13 protein-coding genes are annotated in these 14,639 nt (G+C 36.3%); 7 read left to right on the top strand and 6 right to left on the bottom strand.

Annotated elements, in window-relative coordinates; all coding sequences use genetic code 11:
- Positions 1-226: 226 nt before the first annotated feature.
- Positions 227-1,153, bottom strand: coding sequence for a DUF3078 domain-containing protein (locus tag FB551_RS16575; protein ID WP_047426891.1), 927 nt, complete (start codon positions 1,151-1,153; stop codon positions 227-229).
- A gap of 248 nt (positions 1,154-1,401) precedes the next feature.
- On the opposite strand from FB551_RS16575, the gene FB551_RS16570 reads away from it, so the two are divergent.
- The 6 genes from FB551_RS16570 (at position 1,402) to FB551_RS16545 (ending at position 9,552) form a co-directional block, all read left to right on the top strand.
- Positions 1,402-2,169, top strand: coding sequence for a rhomboid family intramembrane serine protease (locus tag FB551_RS16570; RefSeq protein WP_047426887.1), 768 nt, complete (start codon positions 1,402-1,404; stop codon positions 2,167-2,169).
- A 478-nt stretch (positions 2,170-2,647) separates the two neighbouring features.
- Entirely contained in the window at positions 2,648-4,303 is a 1,656-nt protein-coding gene (locus FB551_RS16565; RefSeq protein ID WP_142018298.1) for a leucine-rich repeat domain-containing protein, read from the top strand.
- Between the two features lie 97 nt (positions 4,304-4,400).
- Positions 4,401-6,155, top strand: coding sequence for a leucine-rich repeat domain-containing protein (locus tag FB551_RS16560; protein WP_142018297.1), 1,755 nt, complete (start codon positions 4,401-4,403; stop codon positions 6,153-6,155).
- A 238-nt stretch (positions 6,156-6,393) separates the two neighbouring features.
- Positions 6,394-7,503: a DNA-processing protein DprA gene (dprA, locus tag FB551_RS16555; protein WP_142018296.1), complete on the top strand. Its 1,110-nt coding sequence runs from the start codon at positions 6,394-6,396 to the stop codon at positions 7,501-7,503.
- A gap of 190 nt (positions 7,504-7,693) precedes the next feature.
- On the top strand, positions 7,694-9,052 hold the full coding sequence (gene gdhA / locus FB551_RS16550; protein WP_047380182.1) for an NADP-specific glutamate dehydrogenase: 1,359 nt from the start codon (positions 7,694-7,696) through the stop codon (positions 9,050-9,052).
- A gap of 131 nt (positions 9,053-9,183) precedes the next feature.
- Entirely contained in the window at positions 9,184-9,552 is a 369-nt protein-coding gene (locus FB551_RS16545; RefSeq protein ID WP_142018295.1) for an iron chaperone, read from the top strand.
- A gap of 42 nt (positions 9,553-9,594) precedes the next feature.
- Here the strand turns inward: FB551_RS16545 and FB551_RS16540 are convergent, their stop codons facing one another.
- The 4 genes from FB551_RS16540 to FB551_RS16525 all read right to left on the bottom strand — a co-directional run bounded on the left by FB551_RS16540 (position 9,595) and on the right by FB551_RS16525 (position 12,864).
- On the bottom strand, positions 9,595-9,897 hold the full coding sequence (locus FB551_RS16540; protein WP_047426877.1) for a hypothetical protein: 303 nt from the start codon (positions 9,895-9,897) through the stop codon (positions 9,595-9,597).
- 233 nt (positions 9,898-10,130) lie between these two features.
- Positions 10,131-10,619, bottom strand: a complete 489-nt coding sequence (locus FB551_RS16535) for a YkgJ family cysteine cluster protein (RefSeq protein WP_047426875.1) — start codon at positions 10,617-10,619, stop codon at positions 10,131-10,133.
- On the bottom strand, positions 10,620-11,567 hold the full coding sequence (locus FB551_RS16530) for an ion channel (RefSeq protein ID WP_317129681.1): 948 nt from the start codon (positions 11,565-11,567) through the stop codon (positions 10,620-10,622).
- 304 nt (positions 11,568-11,871) lie between these two features.
- The gene (locus tag FB551_RS16525) at positions 11,872-12,864 is read right to left on the bottom strand and encodes a hypothetical protein (RefSeq protein ID WP_142018293.1); all 993 of its coding nucleotides are present in this window, start codon (positions 12,862-12,864) and stop codon (positions 11,872-11,874) included.
- A 200-nt stretch (positions 12,865-13,064) separates the two neighbouring features.
- Between FB551_RS16525 and FB551_RS16520 the strand changes: the two genes are divergently transcribed.
- A complete protein-coding gene (locus FB551_RS16520; RefSeq protein ID WP_142018292.1) occupies positions 13,065-13,445 on the top strand; it encodes a group III truncated hemoglobin in 381 nt (126 codons plus the stop codon).
- Between the two features lie 96 nt (positions 13,446-13,541).
- Here the strand turns inward: FB551_RS16520 and FB551_RS16515 are convergent, their stop codons facing one another.
- Positions 13,542-14,612, bottom strand: coding sequence for a calcium:proton antiporter (locus FB551_RS16515; protein ID WP_047426863.1), 1,071 nt, complete (start codon positions 14,610-14,612; stop codon positions 13,542-13,544).
- Positions 14,613-14,639: the final 27 nt, after the last annotated feature.

Genomic DNA, 14,639 nt, shown 5'->3' with positions numbered 1-14,639 from the left:
TGTTGATTTATTACAAATGTATAAATAATAATTTATGCCATCATAAAATTCACTTTAAAATGAATTTAACATAATAAAAAACAACCGATTAAATATTTGAAAATCAATTATTTAAAAACAAAAATATTGCTCATCAAACTTAAGTCAACTTAAAATTACAGTATTATTAAAACAGAAAAAACACCTCATTTCTGAAGTGTTTTAATTATAATATAAGTATTCTAAACTACTTTTTGATCCACCACTGGCTGTCCTTACGATCAGAACGTTTTACTCCATTTGCCAGCGTATAGGCGAATCCGATTCCAAGCGTTTGTTTCAGCTGCGTTTTTTCTATCTGGTTATGATCGTAGAGCAAATCCAAGGTTACATTGGATGAAATATATTTATTTACTTTTAAGTTCAGTAAAGCTCCATAAGCTAGAACCAGCCTGTCCGGACGATCAAGATAATTAGAGAAGACAGAAGCAGTATTGGTTAAATAAATATCTTCCATTATTTTCAATTTATATATTGCTGTTCCCAGAAAACCGAATTGTAATAAAGAAGTATCACCATCATTTTTCAAACCATAACTTCCCGCTGTCTGAAGGTCTTTATCCAATACAAATGTCCATCTGGCGTTGGTAGGACGTAACGTTACCGTAAGATCATCATTGGGTCTGTACGTGATCCCCATCCCGACGTTCAGGTAGCCTGGTGCCATAAAATTGGATATTTTTTTTGCTTCAGGATTGTTTCCATCTTCATATCCTGCAGCAAACTGTGATTGAAATCCTGCTCCCATAGAGAAATACCAGCTTTTTGAGAATTTTCGCCCATAATTGGTAGAAACATTGATAACGTCTTGTGTTTTTCTTATTCCCTGGCCTTTTGTATCATTTTGTCCATATCCAAGAATGATGATATTTTCCCAAAGGTCTTTGTCTTTTTCATACGTAATATTATAATTGATACCGGCAAGCCATCCCACGTTATTGGCTCCACCTCCTACCCAGTTTGAAAAGGTAGCCTGATTGATCATTAATGTATTTTTTCCTAAAACCGACCAGTATTTTATGGTATCTACTACTACGGAATCTTTTTTCAATTCTTCTTGTGCACTTGCATATATTCCTATAAAACAGGAAAGAATTAATAAAAACTTCTTCATTACTCTAAATAATTTTCAATGCAAAAATATTAATATAATTTCTTTAAAAGGTAAATTAAGCTTTAAAAGAACCTTTTCAATAAAGTTGAATCTCCCAATAACAAGATATTTCTATAAAATCAATGCCAAAATAATAAGTTAAAAAGTTAAATTAATACCTTTTGTCTTAAAATCAGGTCAATAGAAGCTTATTCATCGACAAATTTTCCGAAATTTATCATTGGCTTTTGATTTGACGTAAAATCCATATGTTCAAAAATGTAATTTCCAAAAGAGCGGTTATCTATCCGTTGCTGATGCTTTCAGCAATGTGGTTCGGGTACTTTTTACAAATGCAGGGCTTTTTTCAAAGCTGCTTTGGAGCCATTATCCCTCTGCTTCCCGAAGGATTGCTTGGTGTGGTTACCTCTCCCCTTTTGCATGGAAATATTGATCATATTATAGGAAACTCTATCCCAATAGCAGCCCTTATGTTTTTGCTGTATCAGTTTTATCCATTGGTTGCCAACAAGGTCTTTATCATCGGCTGGCTGGCCACGGGACTATTGGTGTGGCTTCTTCCTCCAATCGATATCCTTACCGGTGAATACATGTACACCTGTACCATTGGAGCCAGCGGTGTGGTATATGTTCTGGCCTTTTTCCTTTTCTTCAGCGGGGTGTTCAAATGGAATACAAAGCTTCTTACGATTTCAATGCTTGTAGTACTTTACTATGGAAGTTTGGTTTGGGGAATGCTTCCCGAAGAATTGTTTTACAATATGCAGGAACCGAGCAAAATTTCCTGGCAGGCCCACCTTTCCGGAGCTGTAGTAGGCAGCATCATTGCTTTTGCCTTTAAAAATGTGGGAGAAAAGAAGAAAAAATTCATCTGGGAATTTCCCAATTATTACAGTGAAAAGGATGATAAATTATGGCAGGAATACCGGGAAAATCATCCTGAAGATTTTATGGAACTTCCTTATAAGAAAAAAGATGACATCTGGGATCATCTGGATGAATTAAGAAAAAGATAAAAACCTATCATTCATGTAAAAAAAACCGTCTAACACTTTAGATGGTTTTTTTTATATCTCTCATTAGCTGATTTTTAATCTAAGATCGAAAAATTCGGGCTCATTTTCTTCTGGCATATCTAACTGCTTTTTACAACCCTGTGCAATTAAATCATCATATTCATCCGTAGCTCTTAATTTACATTGATTAAAATTTAAATCTACGTAACAATGAATTTATATTTACAAATAATATTCTGGATTTTGTTTCAATTACTTGAAATTTGTTTCATTAACCAAGCACCTATAAACCACATAAAGTCAACACATTAAGCAGTTATTAAATAATCAGCAAGCTACTGAGTTTACCGCATATTTTGAACAGAAGCAGATTGCAGATTCCCTTTAAAGACATCGGAATACACTGTCATTTGTTTTAAATGCCAGAGCTAAATCCTTAATGAAAGCAGATAATACTTATTAAACATTCAAAAAACATATGGTTACTGATAAACAATTAAAAAAAATTACCGAAAAAATAGTAAAGGCTCAGGCTAAAACATCACGGGAAACAAGCCTGGATTTATCCGGGTTGTCTATAGATTCTGAGACTTTAGATAAAGTGATGCCTGAAATATTAAAGATTCAGAATCTTACGAAGCTTGATTTAAGTAAAAACAAACTTACGGGCTTACCCAATAGTATAGGTGAACTATCAAGCCTTACCCAATTGATTGCCAAAAACAATAGTATTCAACGCGTTCCTAATACATTAGCTAATTTGGGGAATCTTGAAAGATTAGATTTTGCAGGAAATTCTCTTTTACCTAAATCGGATGATCTTGTCAATTATATTAGACAAATAATACCGGATGTCACTAATAGGTATAAGAATGCACTAAGTAAATTGTATCCGAATGATAAAGAGCAGGCAAAGATCGCAAAACAGATAGAGGCTTCTGATTTAGATCCTTCACCTATTGCTTTTGAAATTAATTTAAATGGGAATAATATTCAGAATACAATGATAAAATCTTCCAAAAATGCCATAAAGCTATTTTTGAGTAAGGTGCCTGTTCATAATGAGTATGAACTGAATGTATATAGTCCTACTGTTAAAATGCTGCTATCCCAACTGCGGGACCCTAATATTCCCGTTGAAGACAGAAATACGATACAATTAGGAATAACGAGTTCTCTGGGAAACTGCGACACTCCCGTTAAAGAGCATTTGATGAGAGTGAAGATCGCAGAGCTACTAAAATCAGGAGAAAAATTATCTGATGAAAATTATCTGATGATAGAAAGGCTGGCCCTTATTGAGGCAACAGGTAAGCTGAAAAATCTACCATCAAAGGAAAAAATAGAAGCAGTAAATGCCTTGGTTAGTTTAGTTTATTCTGAAAAACATATACAATCTCTAACCAAAAAATTAGATATACAACTGGCATTTCTTACAGGGAAAAATAATAGCATTAATGGCAAACAGAGAGATCTACCTCTTATATCGGTAAATGCCGGATATGGTTTGGCCTTACTAACACCTAAATTAATTGATGAATTTGCTGCATTGGTTGGTAAAAAAACGGGTCCATTTTGCATATTGAATGAGGAAAAGCTAAAGGAATTAACAGACAATTATCTTACTGGCAAGGGCTTGCAGAATGATACTATTGTAATAGAACGGGAAAAGTATATCCAGAAATATCCGGAAGATATGCAGACGTTTATTATGGAGGACTCTGATCTATCAGATACTCTCTTTTCTGCTGATATGGATGAAGTAGGAGATCTGATGAACTTCCCTGGCCATCAGGAAGTACTTAGGGGGTTGCTAAAAAATGAGAATAAGGAAGAATCCATCAAGCAGAAATACGAAGAATATGTATCGGAACAACAAAATAAAATTAAAGATTTTGTGGATCAAAAGCTAGCATCCCAGAACACACAAGCAGACGGACAAGGAATGTCAACAGAGAAGGTTATGAGTGATCATAACAGGTATCATCAGATGGCTTCTCCCCAAATTCAATCTCAAACAGAGACACAGAGAAGGGAATCGCGGACCCTTTCAACCTCTGCCCGGCACGGTCAAACAGAGATACAGAGAGAGGAGTCACGTACTTTACAAGGCTCCACCGCACATAGACGTTAAAGAAGAGATTCCAGAGAGCCTTGGTTCTCAGTGAACAGATTAAAATGCTTTAGATCAATAAAGCTTTAAAATATTTATTAACATTAAAAAAAAGCATATGGTTACGGAGGAACAATTAGAAGAAATCAACGATAGAATATCATGGGTTGAGTTTGGATCATGGGAAACCAGCTTAGATTTGTCCGGTTTATCTATAGATTCAGAAACTTTAGAGCGAGTGATGCCTGAAATATTGAAGATCGAGAATCTCACGGAACTTAATTTAAGCAACAACAATCTTACGAGTTTACCTCGCAGTATAAGTGAACTGTCAAACCTTACCCGTTTGATTGCCACAGATAATAAAATTCAGGATCTTTCTGACACCTTAGATAATTTAGGAAATCTTGAAAGCTTAGATTTTAGTGGGAATCTTCTTTCACCAGATTCAGCGAGACATTTGAGTCATATTATACAGACTATAGAGGATGTAACTGAAGATTATGAATATGCATTAAGTATATTGTATCCGGATGATGATGAGCGGTCAGAGATTGCAAAGCAAATAGAAGCTTCCGATTTAGACCCGGCAGCTATTACCAGTGAAACAGTTTTCAATGATAATATTATTCAGAATACAGTCAGCAAATCTTCTAAAAATGCCATAAAACTGTTTTTGAGTAAGGCTCCAGTTCATAATGCATATGATCTGAATGTATATGGTCCTACCGTTAAAATGCTGCTATCTCAACTGCGGGATCCCAATATTCCCATTGAAGACAGAAATACGATACAATTAGGAATCACCAGTTCTCTGGGAAACTGTGACACTCCGGTTAAAGAGCATTTGATGAGAGTAAAGATCGCGGAGCTATTAAAATCAGGAGAAAAATTATCAGAAGAAAATTATCTGATGATAGAAAGACTGACCCTTATTGAGGCAACAGGTAAGCTGAAAAATCTGCCACCAAACGAAAAAATAGAAGCGGTAAATGCCCTGGTTAGCTTAGTTTATTCTCGCAAACATATAGTACATGTAGCTAAAGAATCAGATATACACTTGAGGTTTATAAATGGTGAGAATGAGAATCTAACTAAACAAAGAGACCTACCTCCGATATCGATAAATTCAGAATATGGTTTTACAATATTAAGCCCTGATATAATTGAGGAATTTGTTGATTTGGTTAGTGCAAGAAATATAGGTATAATTCATGAATTAAATGAAAAAAAATTAAAGGAATTAACAGATAATTACCTGTTTAGCATAGGCTTACAAAACGATTCCATTGCAGTAGAAAGGGAAAAATATATCCAGATATATCCGGAAGATATGCAGAAATTTATGGAAAACCCAGATATATCAGAGACCCTCTTTTCTGCTGATATGACTGAAAATGAAAATGACGAACTGATGAACTTTCCTGCCCATCAGGAAGTGCTTAGGGATTTGCTAAAAAATGAAAATAAGGAAGAATCCATCAAGCAGAAATATGAAGAATTTGTATCTGAACAACAAAGTAAAATTCAGGATTTTGTAGATCGGAAGCAAACTCCCCAAACCTTACAAGCAGAGGGACAGGGCCTGTCAACAGAGAGCACATTTTTGCAAACAATGACAAATATATACAGACAGCAAGAAGCATTGGATGCCCAGATGGCCCAAATGGCTCAGAGGGTTCAAGCAGCAGGTCAGGGAGAGTCAACAGAGAACGCTACCGGGAATAGGTATCATCAGATGGCTTCAGCCCAAATTCAACCTCATACAGGGGAATCACGCCCTATAGCGGGTTCTGCGAGATTTCGCCCTCAAGCAGAAGCACGTAGAGAGGAATCAACACCTCTACCAGGCTCTGCCCGCCGCCGACCTTAAGCCAAAAAATCAAGAGAGCGCTTCGACTCTCAACGAAGACCAGGATAAAGTTATATGAACCATAAATAGAAAAAATTAATTCTCTATAATAGTCCATTGTAGAGAATTAGTTTTCATAAGAAAGGTATACTGCTTCAGAATGTGTAATTATAGATTATTAGAATGGTAGAATCATGATGTAAGAACACCTATCAACGTTTAAATAAACTTATTTCATTACATTTGAAAAAAAACACACATGAGTTCCGAAGAATACTTTTATACCATCGCCCTCCGCGAGTGCAGTCAGATTGGCGATATCCATTTTCATAAACTTGTCCGTACTTTCGGGAGTGCCCAGGAAGCCTGGAAAAGAGCAAAAAAAGAATATAAAAAACTGGAAGGAATAGGACAAAGAACAGTTTCAGACATTGGAAATAAATCTCATTTGGAATTCGCAGAAGAAGAATTAAATTTTTGCGAAAAAAATAATATCCAGATCAGGCTGAAACACCTCAAAGAAACCCCTCACCTGCTTAATGAATGTAATGACGCACCGGCTATTCTTTATCAGAAAGGGAATATTGAAGATATCCAGTCAAAAATAAGTATTGTAGGAACCCGGAATATGACTGTTTATGGGAAACAGTTCATCGAAGACTTTTTCGAAGCAACACAATCTTCAAAATATATCACAGTAAGTGGTCTGGCTTTGGGGATTGACAAAGAAGTTCACGAACAGTCTATTCGTTATCAAAAACCTACTGTAGGTGTTCTTGCCCATGGTTTTCAATATTTATATCCGATGAAAAACAGGAAACTTTCTGAGAAAATTCTTCATGAGGGAGGCGCACTAATCACCGAATTCAGTTCCTCAAGAAAACCAGACCGGGAAAATTTCATCCAAAGAAACAGGATTGTAGCAGGAATATCTCCGGCAACTATTGTGGTGGAAACCGGTTTTGGGGGAGGGTCTGTAAGCACTGCAGCTTTTGCTAATGACTATAACCGTGATGTCTTTGCACTGCCGGGAAAAATTACGGACAGCTACAGCCAGGGATGTAATCAGTTGATTTTCCATAATAAAGCAACTGCTATTTCTACTGTAAAAGATCTCATTGAACTCCTTGGATTAAATGCTCCCAAAGAAAAAATAGAAGAATTATTTCCTCATAGCGAGACCATAATACAATTATCTGACAATCAACACCTAATATATCAATCTATTCAATATTACCCACAGATTTCTTTAGATGATCTTGCCCAGAGAATTGATCTCCCCACTCACAAAATCTTACCAATAATTTTGGAATTGGAACTTTTGGGGAAAGTAAAATCATTTTCCGGGAGGCAATTCATCGCAATTTAAGATTTAATGATTTCTTAATATTGCATTATTTCACACATAACATTTCATTTTTAATAAAATTTGAACATAAATTATCAATTTAATAATATTACGAAACATTATTATTTAATTTTTAACAAAGTTGAAATACAGTGTTGTGAATCTTGAAAAAAAAATTAAATTTGTTGACAATAATATTCAACCTTAATATATGGAACAATATAATATTGACCAGAAAATCCAAGAGTTTATTGCAAAAATTGAAGCAAAAAATCCTAACGAACCGGAATTTTTACAGGCTGTAAAAGAAGTTGCCGTAACTGTAATTCCATTCATTGCTACTAAAAAAGAATATACCGGAATGAAGCTGCTTGAAAGAATGGCTGAAGCTGAAAGAATTATTATTTTCAGAGTTCCATGGGTTGATGACAAAGGAGAAATTCAGGTTAACAGAGGTTTCAGAATTCAAATGAACTCTGCTATTGGACCATACAAAGGAGGAATCCGTTTCCACCCTACTGTAAACTTATCAGTTCTTAAGTTCTTAGCTTTTGAACAAGTATTCAAAAACTCTTTGACAACTCTTCCAATGGGAGGTGGTAAAGGAGGTTCAGATTTCGATCCACAAGGTAAATCTGATATGGAAGTAATGCGTTTCTGCCAGGCTTTCATGACAGAATTATGCAAGCACATTGGTCCTGAAACTGACGTACCTGCAGGAGATATTGGTGTTGGAGCAAGAGAAATCGGATATTTGTTCGGACAGTACAAGAAAATCAGAAACGAGTTTACCGGAGTTCTTACAGGAAAAGGTCTTGCTTATGGAGGTTCATTAATCCGTCCTGAAGCTACAGGATACGGTGTAGTATACTTCGCTGAGCAGATGCTTAAAACTATCGGGCAAAACTTCGAAGGTAAAACAGTTACAGTATCAGGTTTCGGAAACGTAGCTTGGGGAGTTATCAAAAAAGCAACTGAACTAGGCGCTAAAGTAGTAACAATCTCTGGACCAGATGGATACATCTACGATAAAGATGGTATCAGCGGAGAAAAGATCGATTATTTATTAGAACTTAGATCTTCAGGAAACAACAGAGCTGAAGATTATGCTAAAAAATATCCTTCAGCTGAATTCCATGCTGGAAAACGTCCTTGGGATGTGAAGTGTGATGTTGCCTTCCCTTCTGCAACCCAAAACGAATTAGATTTAGATGATGCAAGAAAATTAGTTGAAAACGGATGTGTTTGTGTAACTGAAGCGGCGAATATGCCTTCCACACTAGATGCCATCAACTATTTCTTAGACAATAAAGTATTATTCTCTCCTGGTAAAGCTTCCAATGCTGGAGGTGTTGCAACATCAGGATTAGAAATGACTCAGAACTCTATCCGTCTTAACTGGACTTCTGAAGAAGTTGATGCAAGATTAAAGGAAATCATGATCGGTATCCACAAAGCTTGTAGAGACTATGGAAAAGACGAAGACGGTTATGTAAACTACGTAAAAGGTGCAAATATTGCCGGCTTCGTAAAAGTAGCAGAAGCAATGTTGGCTCAGGGAGTTGTGTAACGAAAAAAAATAAAGGTTGGGAAAAACTCCCGACCTTTTTTGATATAGCCTGTTCCCGGGATAATGGGAAAAAAGTAAAAAGTGAAAGGAGAAAGCGCTGCTATATGCAGCGCTTTTTTTATTTTTATATCATGCTGAACACTTTTACAAATATTGATGAATACATTCTCCTGTTTCCGGTGGAAGTACAGGAGAAGCTGCAAGAACTTAGGAAAGTAATTCATTTACAGGTTCCTGATCTTGAAGAATATATTGGCTACCAGATGCCTGCCTTCCGGTACAAAGGGAAACCTTTGGTTTATTTTGCGGGGTACAAAAAGCATATCGGATTCTATCCGGGAGCTGAAGGTATCCACAATTTTGAGACAGATTTTAAAGAAAGAAAATATAAGTTTTCCAAAGGAGCTGTGCAGTTTCCAATTCATGAAAATCTTCCGCTGGATCTGATTACTAAGATTCTCCGGTTCAAAACAAAAGAAATTGAACAGAAAAAATCCTGAAATAAAGATTTCAGGATTCCGACTAGTGTTTGCTAAAGTGCTTTACTTTTTCTTCTTTTTGTCTTTCTTTTCCTCTTTTGGAGTATCTGCAGGCTTAGTGGCATCAGTTGGCGTTGTGCTTACTGACGGATCAGTTGCCGGTGCAGTTTCCGTTGTAGTTGCAGGTGATTTTTCCTGTTGATTCTTTTGATCCGAAGGACTTGTAGTCTGTGTATTCGGTTGTTGGGTTTGAGTTGTCGTAGGGTTATTAGTTGAAGTATCGGCTGGCTTTTGTGGTGTTGACTGTGCTGATACTGCGATTACTCCGACTAATGTAAACGCTGCCGTTAAAATTAACTTTTTCATAATGTAATATTTAAATGATTGTTTAACTTAAACGAAGCATCATTTATAAAATTATATGTAAAAAGCTTATTTAACGTACTTTATAATTATTTAAGAGGAATTTGCAAAAATGGTTCGGCTGAATTGGCTGGAAGAGTGATGCTGAAATCCGGAGGATTTTAGAGTAAAAATAACTGTTTCATGATCACTGATAAGAGCTACCAGTCCTCATCTTCCCTCCTCTACCCACATAGTTACTTCCCAATATTCTTCATCATTTTTTCTACGAATTCAAATGCTGCCGGGCAGATAACGGTATTTTTCAGCATGAGATTATTGATCTGATAAATCTTCTTACGGTCGGTGTGGGGATATTCACGACATGCCTTTGGCCTTACATCGTAGATAGAACATGTATTATCACTATTCAGAAAAAAGCAGGGAAGATTCTGCAATACTTTGTCATTATCTTCATCTACTCTTAAAAACTTAGCCTCAAAGTCAGCAGATTTCATTCGCAGATGCCTGGAAATTCTCTCAATATCCTTTTCAGTATAGAGAGGACCGGTTGTTTTGCAGCAATTGGCACATTGCAAACAGTCTATTTCTTCAAAAACTTCATTATGGGCATCCTGCACGATATAATCAAGATTTTTGGGCGGTTTTTTCTTTAACCCGTCCAGAAATTTCTTATGCTCTTTCTGCTTTTGTATCGCCTGTTTTTTATAAAAATCTAAATCCATTTATTCTTTGTTTCTCACTGACTCCGGGAGTTCCTCTTTCTTATATTCATTGATTTTATCCAGATCCAGTACTGTTGAGAGATTTTCCTTGTTAGGATAATACATCGGGACAAATTTAGCACCATATACAATTTCTCCTGTAGTATACGAAGACCTTTGAACCACCGTATTTGAAAACACTTCGTCAAATGCGCGTACCTGTACGATAAGTTCCATATCGGTATTTTTAAAATCTTCTTCAGAAAATCCATAAAACGGAGAGTTTTCATCAATTTTATGCACTACGGTCCAGTTGAGAGCCAGCGTATTGATTTTACTCATCTGTGTTGTAAGCCTGTAGAAATTGCTTTTGGCAACTCCGTTTTCTATCACCTCAATGGCTGCAGATACAATAACGTCTGCATCCGTCAATGCATTATTTTTATACGGTGCAAGCCTGAACATTAATGCTGAAGACTCCTGAAAAGGGGCAATAACGGCTATATCAGAAAATCTAAGATACGCCCGGGGTCTTGAAAATCTTCCGTAAAAAAGTCCTGTTGCAATGGCAAAGGTAAGCAATCCCAGAAAAGCTTCAAAAGTAGCCACCAGACTTGCCAAAAAACCTACAGGAGCTATTCTTCCATATCCAACGGTGGTAAATGTCTGGGAACTGAAGAAAAAGACATCAATAAATTCATTGAGTGGATCACTCTTATCTATTCCAGTAAGATGCTCTACACCAATCAGATAATAGATCATAGCAAATACAAGATTAATGATGATATAAGCGATAATCAGATACGATATAAAACGGAATGATGAGAGATTCAGCATGGTGTGGTACCAGCTTAGCCTGTTAAAAACATTCACTCCCCTTCTCTGAACATTCGGGAGGCCGTCCTTATTGATAAATCTTCCGGATGCATTGGTTCCGAAACCACTGTTCTCCGCATTTTTCTGGCGGATTTTTTTTTGAATCCTCCTGTCATTTTGTAATCATTTTGACTTTATTATACTGTGATATTCCTCTACCATAAGCCAGTTAATGATCAGCTTTTTCTTTCAGCATATATTATTTAAAAAAGCAAAGTTAAGAATAGAATTCATTAAGATGTCAATCCTTTTTTGTAATCATCTTTTAAAATTCATTATTCAGATGACAGATTGCTTTCTCGAAGGCTTTTACAGAACTTACACTTAAAAGCACAAACAAAAAAAACAGCAGAAATTTTGAATATCTGCTGTTTATATAATCTTTATTAAAGTAGTTTTATATCTGTTGTGCCGGTGATTCCAGTACAGTAACACTTACATTACTTACAGATTTTACAATACCGGACTCTCCGTGTATATTGGAAAGAAAATCAGGGAAGCTTTCAATAGGGAAAGCCCAGTAATAATGTCCATCTACAGGAGAAGGAAAGTTTGCCTGTAATCTTCCGGTTAATTTCATAGGTACAAAGTACTCAACAGATGATCCTTTCAATTTTGTCAGGATAGAAATTGATTTTTTAGAATGGGCAGGGACAATGGTCTTGTAGCTGCTGGTCTCAGTAATTTCTTCAGAATTTTCTGTACCTTCTGTTGTATCTCCTCCTACCACAACTTTTGTGCTTGCTGAAGCTTTTGCTACCAGCGGAATATCAACAGATACTGATGCTGCCACTTCAAATGACCCTGAGACAGTCCGTTTCCAGGAGGTAGAATATCCTTTTTTATAAGAATAAGTTACCGTAATCTCACTTTCTCTGTCCCCATTATTAATCGCCTCCGTAGTATAGGCGTTATCCGGTAAATCTACTCCATCTGTTTTTATAGATACCTCAGGAGTTCCCAGAACAATGGAAACATTAGGATTAGGAGCCGTATTCCGGGCATCTCCATCTACAGAAAGGTCAGGATTAAATATAATTCCATCCGGAACCTGGCCAGAGTAAGCAAAAACATTTTTTAACCTCGTTCTTTCTCCGGAGTAACTGGTATCATATCCCATGTCTTTCAGATGATTGGACTTGAAAGGGATTTCACGCTCTTCATTAGATGAACTATAGTTTGTTCTCAGACTATCATTCCCTGATAATTTAAATTCATCTACAATTTTCCAGCCTTTTTGAAGCATCTCTGCCTCCGTCAACTGTGATTTCTTCACCTCAGAATAATTCACTTTTTCTGAATCATCATTAATAGTACTCACTTCATCCCTTGAACATGATACCGAAAACATCAGTAAGAGAATACCAATAGAATTGATTTTTTTGATCATTTTAATAATTTTTTAGTGTTTAATAATTAAATTTACAAAAAATGAATTCTTTTAAGGTCTTTTTTTGCGAATTAATCAAATTTTAATCTTTCCCAATTTTTCATTGTATTCTACTAGGTTGTACTCTAAAATACTGTTTATATGAAATGTATCAATTTAGAGACTGGAATTTTTAATACGAATTATACTAACTTTGAACTATGAAAAAGCTTGAATCAAGAGAAGACATTGAACACCTTGTCAATTCATTTTACAACAAAGTTGTTGAAGATGAGACTATCGGGTTCTTTTTTAATGATATTGCTAAAGTAGATTGGGACCAACACCTTCCTAAAATGTATTCTTTCTGGGAATCTATTCTTTTTGGGCAGATGTCTTATAAAGGAAATCCAATGGGTGTCCATTTCCCTATTAATGAGATACAGGCTATGGAGCAAAAACATTTTGACAGATGGCTGATGCTTTGGCGTACTACTATTGAGGAAAACTTTGTAGGAGAAAATGCAGACATGGCGATCTATAAATCCGAGAATATAGCAAAACTCATGGCTTTCAAAATGGAGCTGGCGAGAAGGTTGTAGTAATGCGAGATGCGGGGTACGGGATATAGATATCGAGGATAAATTCCTGGATTTATTTTACAGACAGACAGATTTGTAATTTTGTAATTTTTCTTTTTAAGGAACGATTACTGTAAAGATATAGGCTGCCAGATTCACTAACAGAACAGTACCGTAAAGAACGTTTGTTTTACCGCGGCTTAAAGATAACATTACAATAAATACGGATAAAGAAAGCAGAATAATGTCTTTTTTATCCAGGCCTAATACAAGTGGAATATCATACATGATACATACTGCTGAAACCGCAGGAATAGTGAGACCGATACTTGCCAGTGCAGAACCCAATGCGAGATTTAAGCTGGACTGTATTTGATTGGCTCTTGCAGCACGGATCGCAGCAACCCCTTCAGGAAGAAGAACCACGGCAGCAATAATTACCCCAACCAGGGATTTTGGAGCTCCAAGACTCTGTACCATACCTTCTATAGTATCGGATAATCCTTTTGCCATCAGTACGACAATTACAAGACAGATTACCAGAAAAATAAAGCTGATAAGCGTTTTGGGCAATGAAGGAATATAATGTTCTTCAGGATGCTCATCAGGAACAATAAAATAACTTCTGTGGCGCACAGTCTGCACCATCAGGAAAACTCCATAAATGACAAGACATGCTATGGATATAAAAATAAGCTGCGCTTCGTTATAGAATGGTCCGTTGACACTTGAGGTAAAATTGGGAAGAACAAGGGTAAGTACCAGAATGGAAACAATACTCACCAGATAAGTAGTTGCTGAGGTTCTTGCAAAGAACTGCTCATGATATTTAACGCCTCCTACCAGAATACATATCCCCAGAATTCCATTAAGAATAAGCATTACGGCGGCAAAAACGGTATCTCTGGCCAGCGTGATCGCCTGATCTCCGCCGGCAACCATCAGCGAGATGATAAGTGCCACTTCAATAATGGTGATACAAAGTGCCAGGATGATGGTTCCAAAAGGCTCTCCTACTTTATGAGCTACCACTTCAGCATGATGTACTGCTGACAAAACACTTCCGATCAGTAAAATACCGGCAAGAATATCATAAAGAACACCACTTCCCATCAAACCGGAAAAGTAGTATCCTACTGCCAGAATAGGAAAAATATAGGTATAATGTAAAAGTTCTTTTAGTCTCATATCGTGACTACAAAATACAAAAAATCT

The organism is Chryseobacterium aquifrigidense, from assembly GCF_006716485.1.
GTDB lineage: Bacteria > Bacteroidota > Bacteroidia > Flavobacteriales > Weeksellaceae > Chryseobacterium > Chryseobacterium vietnamense.
This window is presented reverse-complemented; position numbering and strand designations above follow the sequence as displayed.